Annotated in this window: 15 protein-coding genes; 7 read left to right on the forward strand and 8 right to left on the reverse strand. The window is 47.9% G+C overall.

The genetic code is table 11. The annotated features are described in order from the left end of the window. Positions 1–131 precede the first annotated feature (131 nt). Together RQM65_RS04105 and RQM65_RS04110 are read right to left on the reverse strand one after the other, a co-directional pair. Complete coding sequence (locus RQM65_RS04105) at positions 132–794, reverse strand: uracil-DNA glycosylase family protein (protein ID WP_314012942.1); 663 nt, start codon at positions 792–794, stop codon at positions 132–134. Between the two features lie 6 nt (positions 795–800). Then, the gene (locus RQM65_RS04110) at positions 801–4,253 is read right to left on the reverse strand and encodes a pyruvate carboxylase (protein WP_314012944.1); all 3,453 of its coding nucleotides are present in this window, start codon (positions 4,251–4,253) and stop codon (positions 801–803) included. A 212-nt stretch (positions 4,254–4,465) separates the two neighbouring features. Between RQM65_RS04110 and RQM65_RS04115 the strand changes: the two genes are divergently transcribed. Further along, positions 4,466–4,594, forward strand: a complete 129-nt coding sequence (locus RQM65_RS04115) for a 30S ribosomal protein THX (protein WP_314012946.1) — start codon at positions 4,466–4,468, stop codon at positions 4,592–4,594. A 245-nt stretch (positions 4,595–4,839) separates the two neighbouring features. Here RQM65_RS04115 and yaaA read toward each other — a convergent pair whose 3' ends face one another. The 3 genes from yaaA to RQM65_RS04130 all read right to left on the reverse strand — a co-directional run bounded on the left by yaaA (position 4,840) and on the right by RQM65_RS04130 (position 7,470). After that, positions 4,840–5,601 (reverse strand): peroxide stress protein YaaA, encoded by a 762-nt coding sequence (yaaA, locus tag RQM65_RS04120; RefSeq protein ID WP_314012948.1) that lies wholly within the window; start codon positions 5,599–5,601, stop codon positions 4,840–4,842. A 237-nt stretch (positions 5,602–5,838) separates the two neighbouring features. Further along, positions 5,839–6,879, reverse strand: coding sequence for an RluA family pseudouridine synthase (locus tag RQM65_RS04125; RefSeq protein WP_314012950.1), 1,041 nt, complete (start codon positions 6,877–6,879; stop codon positions 5,839–5,841). A gap of 3 nt (positions 6,880–6,882) precedes the next feature. After that, a complete protein-coding gene (locus tag RQM65_RS04130) occupies positions 6,883–7,470 on the reverse strand; it encodes a PASTA domain-containing protein (protein ID WP_314012952.1) in 588 nt (195 codons plus the stop codon). A 104-nt stretch (positions 7,471–7,574) separates the two neighbouring features. Between RQM65_RS04130 and RQM65_RS04135 the strand changes: the two genes are divergently transcribed. Then, entirely contained in the window at positions 7,575–8,561 is a 987-nt protein-coding gene (locus RQM65_RS04135; RefSeq protein WP_314012953.1) for a D-alanine--D-alanine ligase, read from the forward strand. Positions 8,562–8,645: 84 nt separating this feature from the next. Here the strand turns inward: RQM65_RS04135 and RQM65_RS04140 are convergent, their stop codons facing one another. Beyond that, entirely contained in the window at positions 8,646–9,827 is a 1,182-nt protein-coding gene (locus tag RQM65_RS04140; RefSeq protein ID WP_314012955.1) for an AIR synthase related protein, read from the reverse strand. A gap of 337 nt (positions 9,828–10,164) precedes the next feature. On the opposite strand from RQM65_RS04140, the gene RQM65_RS04145 reads away from it, so the two are divergent. The 3 genes from RQM65_RS04145 (at position 10,165) to RQM65_RS04155 (ending at position 13,307) form a co-directional block, all read left to right on the forward strand. Next, positions 10,165–11,190: a glutamine synthetase beta-grasp domain-containing protein gene (locus RQM65_RS04145; RefSeq protein ID WP_314012957.1), complete on the forward strand. Its 1,026-nt coding sequence runs from the start codon at positions 10,165–10,167 to the stop codon at positions 11,188–11,190. A gap of 270 nt (positions 11,191–11,460) precedes the next feature. Beyond that, on the forward strand, positions 11,461–12,339 hold the full coding sequence (gene rimK, locus RQM65_RS04150; RefSeq protein ID WP_314012959.1) for a 30S ribosomal protein S6--L-glutamate ligase: 879 nt from the start codon (positions 11,461–11,463) through the stop codon (positions 12,337–12,339). 2 nt (positions 12,340–12,341) lie between these two features. Beyond that, complete coding sequence (locus tag RQM65_RS04155; RefSeq protein ID WP_314012961.1) at positions 12,342–13,307, forward strand: succinylglutamate desuccinylase/aspartoacylase family protein; 966 nt, start codon at positions 12,342–12,344, stop codon at positions 13,305–13,307. A 164-nt stretch (positions 13,308–13,471) separates the two neighbouring features. On the opposite strand, the gene RQM65_RS04160 is transcribed toward RQM65_RS04155, so the two are convergent. Next, a complete protein-coding gene (locus RQM65_RS04160; protein WP_314012963.1) occupies positions 13,472–14,284 on the reverse strand; it encodes an inositol oxygenase family protein in 813 nt (270 codons plus the stop codon). Between the two features lie 92 nt (positions 14,285–14,376). Next, the gene (locus RQM65_RS04165; RefSeq protein ID WP_314012964.1) at positions 14,377–15,975 is read right to left on the reverse strand and encodes a solute:sodium symporter family transporter; all 1,599 of its coding nucleotides are present in this window, start codon (positions 15,973–15,975) and stop codon (positions 14,377–14,379) included. Between the two features lie 155 nt (positions 15,976–16,130). Between RQM65_RS04165 and RQM65_RS04170 the strand changes: the two genes are divergently transcribed. Both RQM65_RS04170 and RQM65_RS04175 read left to right on the forward strand, forming a co-directional pair. Then, the gene (locus RQM65_RS04170; RefSeq protein ID WP_314012966.1) at positions 16,131–16,763 is read left to right on the forward strand and encodes an MOSC domain-containing protein; all 633 of its coding nucleotides are present in this window, start codon (positions 16,131–16,133) and stop codon (positions 16,761–16,763) included. Between the two features lie 106 nt (positions 16,764–16,869). Continuing rightward, positions 16,870–18,657, forward strand: coding sequence for a DUF885 domain-containing protein (locus RQM65_RS04175; protein WP_314012968.1), 1,788 nt, complete (start codon positions 16,870–16,872; stop codon positions 18,655–18,657). The last annotated feature ends 208 nt before the right edge of the window (positions 18,658–18,865 follow it).

Here is an 18,865-nt window from a genome sequence, read left to right on the forward strand (position 1 = left end):
CATTTTCATATAGTGTTCTCGTAAAAGAGCCTTTCCTTATTCGGTAGGGCTCTTTTTAGTTTATGGCATCGTTCGACACTATAATCAGATGCAGCAATTTTGCAAAGCTGGTTTAGAATGGGGTGGCCGGGTCAAAAAAAAGGGGCGTACTGCAGTGCCCTAAAATCAATGGTTGTAAAATCAGGGTTCTCCCTCTTCTTTTTTTTATAGGATGACAAGCTACCCACCGCCCTGTTCGCAGCTCCGGAAGGCGCTGTCAGTGATACGGTCTTTATTATCCGATCGGTTTCCGAAGGAAGTACGAATTGATGTATTCGGGGAATCTCATTGGAAACCGGTTCCAACCGCAACCCGTAGTCTTTCAAATGGCTCCTGAAAAAATATTCGGGGCCGTTCTTGCTGTTACCTCCGGTAAACAAAAGCGTATCGATATTGGGATAGGTATTTAGGATGCGGACCAAATCCCGTAGCTGCACGTTTTGCATCCCCAGATCGGAAGCATCGATTTTCTCCCGCTCCGCCCCTTCCACCATATCGCAGATGCCGATACGCCGTTTGAACAAAAAATGCTTGCGCTGTTCCACCGCCTCTCGGGTAGTTTCATAAGTCAGGTCCAGCCCAAAAATTTGATCCAAAATAGGCCATAACTGTCCATCGCGGCTCCCATAACAAAAGTCCACGTCGCCCTCTTTTAATTCCCGGGTGGTGAACCGGGGTGGCGGAAGCGTACCGACGATCAATTTGGTGGCTTCGGGAAAGATGAAAGGTGGATAGGGATGCGTATGAAGAAACATGAAACTTTATTTTAAAGTCAAAACCAAGTCATCTGCGTTGACCAGCGAACCGCCTTCCAGTTGAATGCTCTTGACCGTGCCCTCGGCGTTGGCGGTCACCGTGGTTTCCATTTTCATAGCCTCGATGATAAAGAGGGGTTGGTTGCGTTTGACTTCCTGTCCTTTTTTGACCAAAACGTTGGAAAGCAGGCCTTGTAAGGGCGCCCCTACTTGCATGGGATTGTCGGTATCGGCCTTTCGGTTCTCTGTTTTTTCGACCTTGACCGACCGGTCCTTGATAACCACGTTACGCAATTGCCCATTGATCTTGAAAAAGATACTCACGTTGCCGGCCTCGTCAGGTTCACCGACCAACATCAAGGAAATCAATACGTTCTTGCCCTTGTCAAGCTCTACCATAATCTCTTCGCCGATGTCCATTCCATAAAAGAAATTCTTGGTGGGAATATTGACCAGGTTGCCGAACTTTACATGGTTTTCATAAGCGTCGGTAAATACTTTTGGATATAATTTATAGGATAAAAAATCCGTCATCTCCAACTCGCGGCCCATTCCCTTCTTGAACTTTCGTTTAAAGGACCTAAATTCCTTATTGAAATCAATGGCCTCTAAATGGGCGTTCGGACGGTCGGTGTAGGGCTTCTCGTCTTTTAGGACGATTTTCTGCAATCTCTTAGGAAAACCTCCGTACGGCTGGCCCAAATCGCCTCGAAAAAAGCTCTTGACGGATTCAGGAAAGGAAATTTCTTCTCCCCTTTCCATGACATCTTTCACGGTAAGATCGTTGCTGACCATGTATTGAGCCATATCCCCGACCACTTTAGAGCTCGGGGTCACCTTGATGATATCGCCGAACATGGCGTTGACCTCAGCGTACATTTTTGTCACCTGGGCAAACCGATCTTCGAGGCCCAATGCGATGGCCTGACCTTTTAAATTGGAATATTGTCCCCCTGGTATTTCGTGGTCGTACACCTCGCCGGTACCGGATTTCAAACCGGATTCAAAAGTGTAATAGTAGTTGCGCACAATCTCCCAATAATTGGAATATTCTGCCAGCTTTTCGGCATTCACGGGGTTTTCCCGTTCATGGAAACGCAGCATCTCCACTATGGAATTAAAATTGGGCTGCGCCGTGAGTCCCGATAACCCGCCCAAGGCCACGTCAACGACATCGACCCCGGCTTCCACAGCTTTTAGGTAGGTGGCGGCCTGTATCGACGAGGTGTCGTGGGTATGAAGATGGATGGGGATATCAATTTCGGATTTCAAGGCCGTTATAAGCTCAAAGGCGGCATCGGGTTTTAGCAGGCCCGCCATATCCTTGACCCCCAAAATGTGGGCACCGGCGTTTTCGATATCCTTGGCCAGTTGCATATAATACTTAAGGTCGTACTTTGTTTTGGCGGGGTTGAGGATATCGCCGGTGTAGCAAAGGGAACCTTCCGCCAATCCACCCGTATTTTTGCGGACGTACTCGATGCAGGGAGCGATGGATTTCATCCAGTTCAGGGAATCGAAGATACGGAACACGTCGACCCCGGTCTGCCAGGACTCCCCCACGAATCTTTCGATCAGATTATCGGGATAGGCGGTGTAGCCGACCCCGTTCGATCCCCTTATCAACATTTGCAGTAATAGATTGGGCATCGCCTTCCGCAAAAGAGCTAAACGTTCCCAAGGGTTCTCGTGCAAGAAGCGCAGACATACATCGAAAGTGGCCCCGCCCCAGACTTCCATGGAGAAAATCTCTGGATGGTTCTTGGCGTAGCCTTCCGCCACTTTGAGCATATCCGCCGTTCGCATCCGGGTCGCCAACAAACTTTGGTGTGCATCCCGCATGGTGGTATCGGTAAAGTGGACTTTCTTTTCCGCCTTCAGCCATTGGGCGAATTTTTCGGGACCCAACTCCGTCAACCGGTCTTTTGTTCCCCTGGGATAGCTGTCCATTTTTGGAAAGCTAGGCACCATGGGCTTTGAAAACACGTGGTTCGGGTCGTAGTTGTTTACATCCGGATTTCCGTTTACGATGGTCTCCCCCAAGAATTGGATTAGTTTATTAGCCCGGTTCCGGGGTTCGGTAAACTCAAAAAGCCCAGGTTCGTTCTTGATAAAATTGACGGTGACCTTGCCATCCCGAAAAGTAGGGTGCGACAAAATATTGTCCAAAAACGCCATATTGGTGTTGAGCCCGCGTATTCGGAATTCCGCCAAGGCGCGGCGCATCTTTCGGCAACAACCGTCCAGCGTACGGCTGCGGGCGGAGACCTTGACCAACATGGAGTCGAAAAAGGGAGAAATGACCACGCCCTGATATATACTCCCCGCATCCAACCGGATTCCGAAACCCGAGGCACTGCGATAGGTGGTCACCACCCCGTAGTCAGGCTTAAAGTCGTTAGACGGGTCTTCAGTAGTAATACGGCACTGCAGCGCGATTCCCGAAATCTGGACGGAAGCCTGATCGGGAATCTTTATTTGCCTGTCCGACAGTTTGTAGCCTCCTGCAATAAACAGCTGTGCCTTGACCAAGTCGATATTAGTAATCATTTCCGTCACCGTATGCTCGACCTGGATTCGGGGATTTACCTCGATAAAATAGATACTTCCGTCGTCATCGACCAAAAATTCCACCGTACCGATATTGTTGTAATCGACCGCTTTGCAGATATCGATGGCATATTTATAGAGGCTGTCCTTGGTTTTTTGGGGGAGTCCGATCGAAGGTGCAAACTCGATTACCTTTTGATAACGCCGCTGCACCGAACAGTCCCTTTCGTAGAGGTGCACGATATTGCCGTGGGTATCGGCCACGATCTGGATTTCGATATGCTTGGGATTTTCGACGAATTTTTCTAGAAAGACGGTATCGTCCCCAAAAGCGTTCAGCGATTCCCGCTGGGCCTCGGGGAAGCCCTTTCTAAGCTCTTCTTCGGTACGGATGACCCGCATTCCCCTCCCCCCACCACCGGAAGCGGCCTTGAGCATCAGCGGAAACCCGATACGCCCGGCCTCGGTCAGTGCGGTGTCGATATCCTTTAAATCTACGTTGCTACTTTCGATAACGGGCACTTGGTTCGCCACTGCCACCTCTTTGGCCGTAATTTTATCGCCAAGCGCCTTTAGCACGGATACCTTGGGGCCGATAAAGATGATATCGTTCTCGGCGCATTTTTGGGCGAACTGCGCATTCTCCGATAAAAATCCGTATCCGGGATGAATGGCATCGACGTGATTGTCCTTGGCCACTTTGATAATGGCGTCAATGTCGAGATAGGGCTTTAAGGGCTCCTTGTCTTCCCCGATCTGATAGCACTCATCGGCCTTGTAGCGGTGCAACGAATACCGGTCTTCGTACGTATAGACGCCAACGGTCCGAACCCCTATCTCTACACAGGCCCTGAAAATCCGGATAGCGATCTCGCCCCGGTTCGCAACTAAAACTTTTTCTATTTTCACCTTGTATCGTTTAAATTTTAATGCGTTTCTTAAAGTGCCATTGTATTTTTCCCGTTGCTCTTTCGTTCATTTACCCATTCAAAAACAAACTTAACTTTTTTGAATTGGTATAACAATACGATATCTTCATTAAATTGAACATATTTTACCTATATTATTTCAGCTATTCGGAATTTTACCAAAAAAAATAAAATCAGGTTAAAAGTACAACTATGGGAAAAGGAGACAAAAAATCCAAGAGGGGGAAAATTGCCAACCGTTCTTACGGGGCGAGGCGCCCACGTCGAATCAAAAAAAGACCTACGGTCGAGGAAAAAATCAGCCTGGAGAAGAAAAAGTGATATTGGTTGCCGCCGTACCCGTGCCGTTCAGGGCAATGGTTCGATGGTAAATATCCGTGCTATGTAGTTGATTTTCATTTGAACTTTGAGAGTAATTTTAGAACGCACCGGCCAATGGAACGACTATCCAATGATAGAAGGACGGAAAGAGCATGGATAAAAAACAAAACCATTTTCCGGAACATCCGAAAAGGCAGATCAATCAAAAATGCAATAAGAATTAAGCCGTAGCCTCCCGAAAAACCTTAGCGAACAAAAACGGGTTCGTTCTTTTTCGAGGTATGCGATTCGCTGAACATGTAATCATCGTAATCGAAACCCTTGAGATCATTTATGTTTTTGACATCCTTATCAACGATGTAGCGCACCATCGTGCCCCGCGCCTTTTTGGCATGGACACTGATTATTTTTAATTTATCGTTGTTCCAGTCCTTAAAAATCGGAGTGATTACCGGGACTTTTAAAGCTTTTTCGTCAACGGCACTGAAATATTCATTACTGGCGAGGTTGAGAAAAAGTTCATCCTCCTCAAGTTCCGCATTCAGATTTTGGGTAACCCTTTCCTTCCAAAACTCATAGAGGTTCTTTTTCCGTCCCACTTTTAATTTCGTCCCCATTTCCAAACGGTAGGGTTGCATCAAATCAAGGGGACGAAGTATGCCGTACTGTCCAGATAAGATCCGCAAGATATCCTGTAGTTTTTCGATTTTCTTTGCAGAAAGTGCATACGCTTCCAATCCTTTATAGACATCCCCATCAAATGCGTAGATGGAGGGTCGCGCGTTTTCCGTCGTGAAAGGTGTTTCAAAATCCTGGTTCCGCTGCCAATTGAGCTGTGCGAGATTATCTGAAATTGCCATAAGGTCCATTAAATCCTTCGGCTTCTTTTTAGCCAGGATTTTGTTCAGTTTCAAGGCCTCCTCCAAAAATTGGGGCTGTGTCTGTTCTATCTTAGGATACTCCGATTCATAATCCAAGGTCTTGGCCGGTGAAATGACAATTTTCATAGTCGCGATCAATTTTAGAATGAGCTACGAAAATAATCCGAATTTTTCGGACTACCGCGTTTATTCCCAAGCCGATGTCTATCCAAACATTGGAGAAATTTATTCTATTCGCGAATAGGGACGGATTTGGGATTTAGTCCCTCGACTGCCAGCCCGAAAGATTCATTCTGGCGGGGACTCGAAACACCATTTTTTAAATCTGGGATTTGGAATTCGGAATTTGTGGTTATGGAATCCCTACCGATGTTTCGAATAACGCCGCCACTTGTCGATGCAATCGGTCATGTCTTGGGGAATCTCGGACTCAAAGCGCATCTTTTCGCCGGTTTCGGGATGTACAAAACCTAGAGTCTTGGCATGTAGGGCTTGCCGGGGAAGTATTTTGAAGGCATTATCTACAAACTGCTTGTATTTGGTAAACGTAGTGCCCTTTAAAATTTTATCGCCGCCGTAACGTTCGTCGTTGAAAAGCGTGTGCCCTATATATTTCAAATGCACCCTAATCTGATGGGTGCGGCCGGTCTCCAACTGGCACGAGACCAAGGTCACGTACCCTAAACGCTCCAAGACGTTGTAGTGGGTGACCGCCTCCTTGCCCTCGTCGCCTTCCGGGAACACCTGCATCTGCAACCGGTTTTTCGGGTTGCGGGCAATGTTGCCCTCCACGGTGCCGCTATCGCTCTTGACATCGCCCCAAACCAAAGCGACATATTCCCTTTCGGAGGTTTTGTCGAAAAACTGTTTGGCCAAATGGGTCATGGCGGCCTCCGTCTTGGCGACCACCAAGAGTCCCGATGTATCCTTATCGATACGGTGGACCAATCCGGGGCGTTCGCTACTATTTTTGGGTAGGTTTGCCGAGCTAGACGAAAGCTCTTCGACATGGTGCAAGAGACCGTTGATCAGGGTTCCCGAATAATTGCCGTGTCCGGGGTGTACCACCATGCCCGCCGGTTTGTTGACCACGAGCAGTGCATCGTCTTCATACACGATGTCCAGGGGAATCTCTTCAGGGACCAATAAAAATTCATGGGGCGGATGTTCGAAAAGTACCTTCACCTCATCGCCGGGCTTCACTTTATAGTTCTGCTTGACCGTATTTCCGTTGACCCAAACATTACCGTCTTTGGCGGCCTGTTGGATTTTATTCCGGGTAGCGTGTTCGATAAAGTTCATTAGAAATTTGTCGACACGTAACGGCTCTTGTCCTTTTGCCGCCACGAACCGATGGTGCTCGAAAAGTGCCTCTTCGCTATCGTTGCTGTCTTCCGATTGCATAAATTATTGTGATTCGGCCTGTATGCGTGCCTGTTCGGGAATGGACCCGTTACCGCACACCAGCTCGATCTTCGAAGTCTTGGGCAGTTTGTCGCCCGGTTTAATATACTTACCCTTGTGTTTAATCTCATATACCATGTCCTTACCAAGTTCGTCGACATACGTCACACGCTGTACATCGAGACCCACGGCACGCAACATGGAAGTAGCGTTACGCTGGGTGACCTGTATGATATTGGGAACGGTCACCTGTTTGTATCCGGAAGGATTTACCCAAAAATATATCTTACGGTTTTCCTTGACTTTATTGCCCGCCGGGGGATCCTGTTCGATAATGGAGAACCGGGGATAATCGGGATTAAAATTGGCAGAATCCAACACCTCATACCGTAGATCTGCCTCTTCTACGGCCTTTCGCATATCCGGAACGGACATCTTACTAAAGTCGGGCACCTCGACGAATTCACCGTGGTTTGTCGAGCTTTTTAGCCAACGTAAGGCCATAAAAACGATCAGTATCAGCACCAAAAGTGCCAAGCCGAGCTGTACAAGAAATACCTTGCTCCTTAAAAAGTTGAAAAAATTACGCATTTAATTCTGTTTGACATGACAAATATAGCGAAGTGAAAGGCAATGGACTGCTTTTTTTCTTTACTTTGGGATTCGTTTTAGTAAGCTATCAACCAAACGGTAACATGAAGAAAAATATTGCCATCATTATGGGTGGATATTCCAGTGAATTTCAGATTTCCCTGAAAAGCGGCGGCGTTGTCTATGAGCATCTGAATAAGGACAGATACAATTTGTTTCGTATTCATATTGGAAAGGATGGATGGGTTTTCGTAAGTGAGGAAGGAGATAAATTGCCTGTAAACAAACATGACTTTTCCGTAACCACCGAAAAGGGAATACAGACCTTTGATTGCGTGTTCAACGCCATCCACGGCACGCCTGGCGAAGACGGGTTAATGCAGGCCTATTTTGAACTGCTGGACATTCCCCAGACTTCTTGCGACTATTATCAGGCCGCGCTTACCTTCAACAAGAGGGATTCGCTCAGTACATTAAAGCCCTACGGCATAAAATCTGCCGCCTCGTACTATCTAAACCGGGGCGATACCGTCGATGAGGACGCCATCGTGGCAAAAGTCGGACTACCCTGTTTTGTAAAGGCCAATAAGGCCGGCAGTAGCTTCGGGATTTCCAAGGTACACGAAAAAACGGAATTGCGCAGCGCCATCGAGAAGGCCTACCAAGAGGACGATGAGATTATCATCGAAGCCTTTTTGGACGGCACCGAGGTATCGGTCGGAGTAATCACCTATAAAGGAAAGACCAAAGTGCTTCCCATTACCGAAATCGTCACGACGAACGATTTTTTCGACTACGAAGCGAAATACGAGGGAAAATCAGAGGAAATAACCCCCGCCAGAATATCGGAAATCCAACAAAAAAAAGTATCTGAGCTAGCTCAACGCGCCTATGAGGTATTAAAAATGAAAGGTTATTCGCGCAGTGAGTTTATCTTCGTCGGCGACGAGCCCTATATGCTCGAAATGAATACCACTCCGGGGCTAACCGTAGAAAGTATCTTGCCGAAACAGGCAAAAGCCGCGGGCATTTCGCTATCGGAGCTCTTCGAAAGCGCCATCGACGAGGCGTTGGGATGGACTCGGCGTTAGTCTCTAGACGTTAGTGGGCCGGTGTTAGGTGCCAAAAGTTAGTGTTACGGATTGACGTTATGGGCGGACGTTTGAGTGGAATCGTTAGTCGTACGTAAAGGTGCCAAATTCGCTTTTGATGGTCAATTTTTTGGTGGGACGCGCTTCTAGCCGTCCCACAATCCTCGCATCGACATTGAAATTTTGCGAAATCGAAATTAGGTCCTCGGCGATGGAAGGATCGACGTACAGTTCCAATCGGTGTCCGCAATTAAAGACTTGGTACATCTCCTTCCAATCCGTACCCGATTGTTCCTGGATCAACCGAAACAACGGGGGAACGGGAAACAGGTTGTCCTTAATCACATGAAGATCATCGACAAAATGAAGGATCTTGGTTTGCGCGCCCCCGCTGCAGTGTACCATACCGTGTATTTGATTGGATGCATATTTTTTCAACATCTTTTTCACGATCGGCGCATAGGTACGGGTGGGGGACAGCACTAATTTTCCTGCATCGAGGGGAGAACCCTCGACCGTATCGGCCAGCTTTGCGTTTCCGGAATATACGAGCCCTTCCGGTACGGATGCATCGTAGCTTTCAGGGTATTTTTCGGCCAAATATTTCGAGAACACATCGTGCCGCGCCGAGGTGAGTCCGTTGCTGCCCATGCCGCCATTGTATTCCTTTTCATAGGTGGCCTGTCCGAAAGAAGCAAGCCCGACGATAAGGTCGCCCGCCTTGATATTGGCGTTATCGATGACATCGCTTCTTTTTAAGCGCGCCGTAACAGTGGAATCTACGATAATCGTGCGCACCAAATCCCCTACATCTGCCGTTTCGCCACCCGTGGAATGGATGTTTATCCCGTGTTCGGCCAAATCGGCGATCAGGTCTTCAGTACCATTGATAATAGCCGAGATTACCTCTCCGGAAATCAGATTTTTGTTTCGGCCAATGGTCGAGGAAAGCATGATGTTGTCCGTCGCCCCAATACATATCAGGTCGTCAACGTTCATAATCAGTGCATCTTGGGCGATACCCTTCCACACGGAAAGGTCTCCCGTTTCCTTCCAGTACATATAGGCCAAGGAAGATTTCGTACCCGCCCCGTCCGCATGCATAACCAGACAATGGTCGTCGTCCCCTGTCAGATAATCGGGTACAATCTTGCAAAAGGCCTTGGGAAAGAGACCTTTGTCGATGTTCTTGATGGCATTGTGCACATCTTCTTTCGAGGCGGAAACCCCGCGCTGACGATATCTCTCGCTTGCCGATGTATTCATTTATTGCATTTTACCGCAAAAATAACGAACTCCTTCCTGCTTTTCACCAGCAATGATGACTTTTGGCTTTGAAATCGATGGACGGGACGGTCCCAGTTGTCCGTCAAATCGTAAGAGAATGGATATGAGCATGAAACATCGAGCTGACCCAAAAGAAAAATTAGGGATTTGATAAAATATCCCAACCAAAATAAAGCGTGGTCAAAAGACGGATACCAATTATGGGGATATCAAAAAAATGATGACATTGTTCAATTTTAACTAATAAAAGAATCAACCGACTCCGTCAAAACATATATTTTTGCTCAAGTCATACAGTTAACTTAACTACCCTATTATGAGCAAGTCAAAGTTGGAATACATTTGGTTGGACGGTTATAAGCCCACCGCAAACCTCAGAAGTAAAACGAAAGTCATTGACGGATTCAGTGGAAAATTGAAAGATTGTCCGCTTTGGTCTTTTGATGGAAGTTCGACCAAACAGGCCATTGGTGAATCATCGGACTGTGTTTTGAAACCGGTGGCCATTTATCCGGACCCTGCAAGGGAAAACGGTTACCTTTTAATGTGCGAGGTATTAAATGCGGATGGTACGCCGCATGTATCGAATTCACGCCACAAGATCAACGATCCGGAGAACGATTTCTGGTTCGGCTTCGAGCAGGAATACTTTATTATGAGCAATGAGACCCAATTGCCTCTGGGTTTCCCCGTCGGCGGATATCCGGGGCCACAAGGCATGTATTACTGTTCGGTGGGAGGAAGAAACTCCCACGGTCGCGCATTTGTAGAAGAACATGCGGACCTGTGCATCGCAGCGGGACTCAATTTCGAGGGCATCAACCAAGAAGTGGCCAGTGGTCAATGGGAGTTCCAACTATTTGCTAAAGGCGCAAAAAAAGCGGGGGACGAAATTTGGATCGGGAGGTATTTACTCGATCGTTTGACCGAAAGCTACGGGTATTATATCGAATATCATCCAAAGCCGATCAAGGGCGATTGGAATGGATCGGGTATGCACGCCAATTTCTCGAACAATACGATGCGGACCTGCGGTTCGAAAGAAACTTTTATGCAGATCTGCGAAGCCTTTCGGCCCGTGACCGACGAACATATCGAGGTGTACGGGGAATTCAACGATCAGCGCCTGACCGGTAACCATGAGACCGCGGCCATAGACGATTTTAGATATGGGATCTCGGACAGGGGGGCCTCGATCCGCATTCCGATCTACACCGTGGACCACGGCTGGAAGGGCTATCTGGAAGACAGAAGGCCGGCATCCAACGGAGACCCTTATAAAATAGCACGTCGGATTGTCGATACGGTAAGATCTGCAGAAATTAATGAACCTGCACATTAACACTATTTTTTAGAGTCATACTATTGACAATCCAAAAAGGGACACGGTATCTTGAGCAGCTATTTACATAGCCGGTCTGATCAAAATTAGTGATAACGATTATTTTAACCGTCGGAGGTGAGAACCAAAGACGGTTTTTTAATTTATAAGCTCGGTTTGGGGAGGTTTATCCATCATTATTTTTTATTTTCCGACGGGACAGATTTTATCGTACATTTTAGGCCTTAAAGAAAAGTACCACAAAAACTAGCATAATATACATACCCACTCATGAAAATCGCAATATTATCCCAAAACCCCAATTTATATTCCACCAAACGCCTAATCGAGGCAGGCAAGAAGAAAAGACACGACATGCAGGTGGTCGACCATTCGAAATGCGACCTGATCATCGAAAGGAAAAAACCGGGCATTACCTATAGAGGGGAGGCGCTTACTGGAATACATGGAGTCATTCCGCGAATCGGGGCCTCCATCACCTTTTACGGAACGGCGGTAGTACGCCAGTTCGAAATGATGAAAGTATTCACCGCGGTCGAGTCCCAGGCCCTGGTGCGCTCCCGCGACAAGTTGCGCAGCCTTCAAATTCTGTCCCGAGCCGGTCTGGGCCTTCCAAAAACAGTGTTCAGCAACTATTCCAAAGATGTCGGTGGTATTATCGAAAAAGCCGGAGGTGCACCTGTGGTTATAAAGTTACTCGAAGGCACCCAGGGCCTCGGAGTTGTTCTGGCAGACAAGCGCAACTCGGCCGAATCCATTTTGGAGGCATTCAACGGCTTACAGGCCCGTGTCATCGTACAGGAATTTATCAAGGAAGCCAAAGGAGCCGATATCCGGGCCTTCGTGGTCGATGGTGTGGTCGTGGGGGCCATGAAACGCCAAGGTAAGGAGGGGGAATTCCGATCTAACCTGCACCGGGGCGGGTCGGCCAATATTATCGAACTTTCCGATGAAGAAGAAAATGCCGCGCTAAAGGCGGCCCGGGTGATGGGACTGGGCGTTGCGGGAGTAGATTTGTTGCAATCGGAAAGAGGGCCCCTGATTCTCGAGGTCAATTCCTCTCCAGGATTGGAAGGGATCGAGTCCGCCACAGGCAAGGATATCGCCAGCATGATTATCAAGTACGTAGAACGCAATGCGGAGCAGTAGAAATGGGGAACGGTAAAATAGAAATCCTGGGGCAGTACATCGCTAGAGGTAAGGGTGCACTGGTAAACCTCGATATCGCCAAACTGCACACCCGTACCAAAATAGAGGTTCCCATTATCATAGAAAGAGGTAGAAAAGACGGTCCCACGCTACTGATTACAGGGGGCATTCACGGGAACGAAGTCAACGGGATCGAAATCGTACGCCAACTTGTGGCCAAAAAATATAATAGGCCCCAATATGGAATGGTCATATGTATTCCCGTGGTCAACGTTTTCGGTTTTCTAAACCAAAAGCGGCAGTTTCCCGATGGACGTGACCTTAACCGCGTATTTCCAGGGAGTCCGCGCGGATCTCTGGCCAGTAGGTTTGCCCATCATATTATCGAGGAGATCGCTCCTTTAACCGATTACTGCATCGATTACCACACCGGTGGCGATAGCCGCTTTAATGCCTCACAGATTCGAATCGATGGCGAAGATTCCGATAACCTCGCCTTGGCGAAAGTCTTTCAACCCCCATTCATCATCCGTTCGGCCCGGAAAGAAAAATCATACCGGGAAACCATGCATCGGCTCAATAAGAAAATATTACTATTCGAGGGGGGAAAATCGCTTCATATCGACAAAGAGGTCACCAATACGGGGGTTGTGGGAGCGTTGCGGGTTATGCAGCATTTGGGAATGCGGAATTACGATCAAGAAATTGATAACTTGGCCTCAAACGATTCGGAACCGGTTATTTTGCATAAGACCCAATGGATGCGGGCCAAATATTCCGGTATGTTCCATCCTTTGATCAATTTAGGTAAAAAAGTGAAAAAAGGGCAAATTCTGGGCAATATTTCCGACCCCTTCGGATATTTCGAACGGCAGGTCAAGGCGCCGCATGCCGGCTACCTGATTTGTATAAACGAAGCGCCCATCGTCAATCAAGGGGATGCGATTTTTCATATTTCTAAAGAATAGAACCCAAGGAAAATCGTAAATTCCAAATTCTAAAGATTACCTCCAATATGCACCGGGATAGGACTATGGCAGGTTCCGGCTTCCCCCGTAAATTATCGGTCATGCCTTACAAGGTCCCGATTATCAGCGCAAGGTCCGAGAAACCTGGGCACATCCTCAAATCCTTACCAATAAATCGGCCCAGTGCCCAAATACTTCTCCGCGATAGGTTGATAGTAGTCGCGAACCTCATCGAGTTCGTAGACTTTTTGGCTTTTGGTGTAAAGATCGTACTTGTTAAAATCCTTGATCAATTTCAGGTACTCGCCATCTTTTTCGGTCAAAAAGTGTTTGTAACTACCGCCCGTGTGCCACGGGTAAAAGGAATGGTACCGAATCATGACCATGGCCTCATCGGGAAGTGTATTGGGCTCATGGTTGTTCAGCACTTGATACAGATATTCATCGTGGCCCCAGGCGAGATCTAGATTATCAAGGCCACAGCCCTTTTCATAGATTCCCGTAGGCGTATTGTAACGCTCATCGTGCATATCGGGATTCAATTTGTTGAATTCGGGATACACGCAAGTATCCGGCAACTCGCAGCCGACTACAAAAACATCACCGACCATACCCCACTGCTCGTCTTGGCTGGTACCGTCCTCGTCACTGCCCCAAAGGAACATTACTTTACCCAAATCATGGATAAGTCCTGTTAACTGCATCCAATCCGGCCGGTCGTCGGCACGGATGGCCTCGGCACTTTGAATCAGGTGTTGCACGTTGGGCAGATCTAGATCGGGATCGCTGACGTCGATAAGCTTGTTCAAGTGTCCCATTGCTTCCCACAGGTCCATTGGCTTGTCGAAAGTCAAATATTTCCTGTGCATACCTTGCACATAATCGTAGGTCTGATTTTTGCGCATTTTCCGATAATGCTCTTTTACGGCCGCCTTTACATCGACGGCTTCATAATTTCTAAACGTTTTTGCATCCATTGTAAATTCATTAAAAGTTTAGGGCAATGCTCGAGCCCAGAATAAATTGAAATCCAGCATCGCCAACTGCAGCTGGATAGTATCCGCCTTCTTTAAACATTTCCCAAAACAATATACAAAATAATGGTTACAGCTACGAGAAAAACGCTAAAGCCTCTCGCATATTTCCAAGGCTTCAAATCGAGTTTCCCCGAGTCTTCCATTTCAAACCTTGCCTCCCTGGCAAAAAAACGTGAGGCCAGGTGCATGATAAGGATGTTCAGTACGAACTCGATACCCCAGATGTGCACAAAGTGCAGCTTCACTTGAACCACGTAATACATAATGATGTAGAACAGGAGCCCGAAGAGCAATCCGATCTTAGCGCCCGCTGCAGATACCCTGGGAAATAAAAAACCTGCGATAATGACACTGGCGATAGGGATAAAGAAGATGCCGTTGAGCTGTTGTAGCAACTGGTAGAGTCCTTCGGGCGCCTTCGCCACAAAGGGAGCGATTCCGATGGCAAAAACGGCCAATACCGCCGAGGTCCACCTTCCCAGGGCGACCAGTTTCCGTTCCGAGGCATTCTTGCGGATGTATCTTTTAAAAATATCCAGACTGAACACAGTAGCGGCACTGTTCAGGGCGGAGTTGAACGTACTGAGGATGGCCCCCATCATGACCGCCACAAAAAATCCGGTCAACCACAGGGGCAGTACCTTTTTAACCAGCAGCGGATACACATTATCTGGATTGTCGTAGAGACTTTCCCCGAAATAATAAAAACCGATCAATCCGGGCAGTACGATGACCAAAGGCACCAAAATTTTCAAAAGCCCCGTAAATAGCAAGCCCTTTTGCGCTTCCTTTAGGTTAACGGCCCCGAGAACGCGTTGGATGATGGACTGGTGCATCGTCCAAAAATATACCTGATTGATCATCAGGCCCGTAAAGAGAACCTCAAAAGGAAGAATGGCGGTACGCGCCCCTTCCCCGGCCCCGGGCTCGTTGCTAATTACGTTAAATTTATCGGGACTATTCTTAAAAACGGCGCCCATGCCCTCGAACAGATTGCCATCGCCAATGGACAATAAGGCGAGAATCGGCACTAGAAGTCCCGCTACCAGCAGACCGAAACCGTTGATCGTATCGGTATAGGCTACCATTTTCAGCCCGCCGAATATGGCATACACCGCCCCAATGGTCCCGACCACGACTATGGTAATCCAGATTCCCTGCTCCGTGGAGACGTTCAAAAGCTCCGAAATCTCAAAAATGGCTTCGATATTCAAGGCTCCCGTGTACAGCACGATAGGCAGTAAGGTTACTACGAAAGAAAGGATCAAGAGCAGTGCGATGAGGGTACGGGTCAGGCCGTCAAAACGCTTTTCCAAAAATTCGGGGATGGTGGTCAGGCCCATTTTCAGGTACCGGGGGGCAAAATAGAGGGCAGCGATGACCAATGCCAGGGCAGAAGTGACCTCCCAAGCGACGATTATAGCCCCATTGCGATACGATGACCCGTTCATACCCACCAAATGTTCCGTAGAAATATTGGTCAGTAGAAGCGATCCCGCAATCACGACCCCGGTCAGGGACCGCCCCCCCAAAAAATAACCGTCTTGGGTGTCTAGGCTATCACGGCGCAGTTTCCACGTGGCATAAAACGCCACAAAGCCGGTAAAAAGTAAAAATGTAAGAAGCGCCATCGACGGTAAAAATAGGAAAAATGTTGGATGTTTCGTCGGATACCCAGCGTAGCTCTAGTATCAATTGAAAGGATAAAGCCGTACATCCTTACAACGGTTTGGACTTAATTCCTGAAAACCATCCATTAATCCAGATGGTTTTCTATTTTTGGGATATGAGAATTGTTTCCACCAACATCGGCAAACCGACGACCTTCTATTGGAACGGGGAGGAAGAGCAAACAGGCATCTATAAATATCCGGTGTCCGAGTCGCTGCATCTGGGCAAGACCGATGTTGAAAAGGACCATGTAATGGACCGTAAGCACCACGCGGGAGTCAACAAGGCCTGTTTTTTGTTTGCCGCGAATGAATATCCCTTTTGGAGGAAGGCCTATCCCGAGCTGGATTGGGACTGGGGGATGTTCGGCGAGAATTTAACGGTAGAAGGCTTGGACGAATCCCTAGTACGTATCGGGGACATCTATAAAATAGGAAGTGCTACGATCCAGGTGTCGCAACCTCGGGAGCCCTGTTATAAACTGGGCGTTCGGTTCAACGATCAGAACATCCTAAATGAATACGTCGAACGAAATCGTCCCGGCACATACGTTCGTGTCCTGGAAGAAGGCGCGATAAAAAAGGACGATTTTGTGAAATTGGTCGAACGATCAGAGAACGCCCTGACCATTGCACAGTTTTTCCAACTTATCTATGCCAAGAAAAAAAGTCCCGAAATCTTACGGCTGTTTATGGACAATGACTCCGTGCCGGAGTATAAAAAAGAACGGATGAAAAAGTATCTCTGAAGAGCTGGATTCGAGGAGCAGGACTTGACATCTGAAACACGGGGTCTGAGACTTGAGAAGATGGTATGTATTGATCTACTGACCTTTAAAATTTTAAATTACCATTATGAAAATCAAAATTTTAATTCTAGTATCGGCTTTCGGTGTTCTCGCCTGCGAAAATGATTCCAAAAACGCTGCGGAAAACGGCGTATCCGGAAATACGGCCTTTGACTCCCTTGCCGAAAACTATTATCAAGAGGGATTGGAGCTCAATCCCTTAAGCGCCACATTCCAGGGCGACGCGCGCTACAACGATACCCTACCGAATTTTTTGTCGAACAAATACGAAAAACGCCTGCGGGACTATTACACCTCCTATCAAAAAGAACTAAATGATTTTAGCGACGAAAAGCTTTCCGAAGATCAAAGAATGACCAAGGCAGTTTTGCAATGGGAATGCGATATCAATCTGGAGGGATTGGAGTTCGACGACTACACCCCGATCGATCAAATGTGGTCGATGAACCTCATGGTCGGCCAGCTGGCAGGCGGGACAAGTGCACAACCCTTTAAGTCCGTCGAGGATTACGACAACTGGCTCTCTCGATTGGAAGACTATGGCGAATGGCTGGCCTCTGCCAAAACCAAAATGATTGAAGGTATCGAAGCGGAAAACGTACTGCCGAAATCCCTCATCCAAAAGGTGTTGCCCCAACTGGCGAGTGTCGCCGAACCGGAATTGGAGGATAATTTATTTTACAGTCCCGTTAAAAACTATCCCGAAGGTTTCTCCGACGCCGATAAAGAACGCTTGACCGAAGAATATGGGAAGATTATTACCGAAAAGATAGTCCCCGCCTACCGCGAACTGCACGACTTTATGGAAACCGATTACATGGCTTCGGGCAGGGAAAGCAGCGGCATTCAGGGCATTCCGGACGGAGATGCCTACTACAGGCACCAAATCAAATTGTACACGACCACGGATATGACCGCGGACGAAATCCATCAGATCGGGCTCGATGAAGTCGCCCGTCTCTCCTCGGAAATGGAAAAGGTCAAGGAGCAGGTCGGTTTCGAGGGCGACCTCAAAGCCTTTTTCGACCATGTGCGCAATAAAAAGGAACTGATGCCCTATACCGAACCACAACAGGTCATCGACCATTTCAACGCCATCCACGACAAGGTGAAGCCCCAAGTGGACAAGCTCTTTGACAAGCAACCGAAGACCGCTTTCGAGGTCCGCCGTACCGAGGCCTTCCGAGAGGCATCCGCCAGTGCGGAATACAATCCGGGATCCCTTGATGGCACCCGGCCCGGTATCTTCTACGTGCCCATACCCGATGTTACCGAATACAATATCTATTCCGATGAAGACCTGTTTCTGCACGAAGCCATTCCCGGGCACCATTTTCAGATTTCGCTGACCCAGGAAAACGAGGCGCTTCCCAAATTCCGTAAAACGCTTTGGTACAGTGCGTACGGAGAAGGCTGGGCTTTGTATACCGAATCTTTGGGCGAAGAATTGGGTCTCTACGAAGACCCGTACCAGTATTTCGGGATGCTGGGAGCCGAAATGCACCGGGCCATACGTTTGGTAGTGGATACAGGGCTTCACTCCAAAGGCTGGTCACGGGAGAAGGCCATCCAATATTCCTTGGACAACGAAGCGGAATCCGAAGCCGGCATTACTTCCGAGATCGAGCGCTACATGGCCAATCCTGGGCAGGCGCTATCCTACAAAATCGGACAATTAAAGATTCTGGAGCTACGCGGCAATGCCGAAAACGAACTCGGGGATGCCTTTGATATAAAGGAATTCCACAACCAAGTTCTGGAAACTGGCTGCGTGCCGCTGGCCCTTTTAGAAGAGAAAATCAATCAATGGATCGCGAGCGAGAGCAAAACATGAGCAGCGGGGGACGGCAAGTCTCGATTTTACTGATGTTAATTTACTATGCTGACCAAAGCAATAAAGAATTTGCTCAAATCGGGCTAAACACCGCCATAGGAGGTGGCTTTTTTAGATGAACTCATTGGCGCGTAAGCCTATAAACTCATGAAGTTTGAACTTGAAACCTGAACCTGGCACTTGAACTTGAACTTGACCCCCTCTTGGC

It is taken from the genome of Pricia mediterranea, from assembly GCF_032248455.1.
Lineage (GTDB): Bacteria > Bacteroidota > Bacteroidia > Flavobacteriales > Flavobacteriaceae > Pricia > Pricia mediterranea.

Coding starts and splice junctions, on each gene's coding strand:
- RQM65_RS04105 (WP_314012942.1), bottom strand. CDS start 794: ATGTTTCTTCATACGCATCCCTATCCACCTTTCATCTTTCCCGAAGCC.
- RQM65_RS04115 (WP_314012946.1), top strand. CDS start 4,466: ATGGGAAAAGGAGACAAAAAATCCAAGAGGGGGAAAATTGCCAACCGT.
- yaaA (WP_314012948.1), bottom strand. CDS start 5,601: ATGAAAATTGTCATTTCACCGGCCAAGACCTTGGATTATGAATCGGAG.
- RQM65_RS04125 (WP_314012950.1), bottom strand. CDS start 6,879: ATGCAATCGGAAGACAGCAACGATAGCGAAGAGGCACTTTTCGAGCAC.
- RQM65_RS04130 (WP_314012952.1), bottom strand. CDS start 7,470: ATGCGTAATTTTTTCAACTTTTTAAGGAGCAAGGTATTTCTTGTACAG.
- RQM65_RS04135 (WP_314012953.1), top strand. CDS start 7,575: ATGAAGAAAAATATTGCCATCATTATGGGTGGATATTCCAGTGAATTT.
- RQM65_RS04140 (WP_314012955.1), bottom strand. CDS start 9,827: ATGAATACATCGGCAAGCGAGAGATATCGTCAGCGCGGGGTTTCCGCC.
- RQM65_RS04145 (WP_314012957.1), top strand. CDS start 10,165: ATGAGCAAGTCAAAGTTGGAATACATTTGGTTGGACGGTTATAAGCCC.
- rimK (WP_314012959.1), top strand. CDS start 11,461: ATGAAAATCGCAATATTATCCCAAAACCCCAATTTATATTCCACCAAA.
- RQM65_RS04155 (WP_314012961.1), top strand. CDS start 12,342: ATGGGGAACGGTAAAATAGAAATCCTGGGGCAGTACATCGCTAGAGGT.
- RQM65_RS04160 (WP_314012963.1), bottom strand. CDS start 14,284: ATGGATGCAAAAACGTTTAGAAATTATGAAGCCGTCGATGTAAAGGCG.
- RQM65_RS04165 (WP_314012964.1), bottom strand. CDS start 15,975: ATGGCGCTTCTTACATTTTTACTTTTTACCGGCTTTGTGGCGTTTTAT.
- RQM65_RS04170 (WP_314012966.1), top strand. CDS start 16,131: ATGAGAATTGTTTCCACCAACATCGGCAAACCGACGACCTTCTATTGG.
- RQM65_RS04175 (WP_314012968.1), top strand. CDS start 16,870: ATGAAAATCAAAATTTTAATTCTAGTATCGGCTTTCGGTGTTCTCGCC.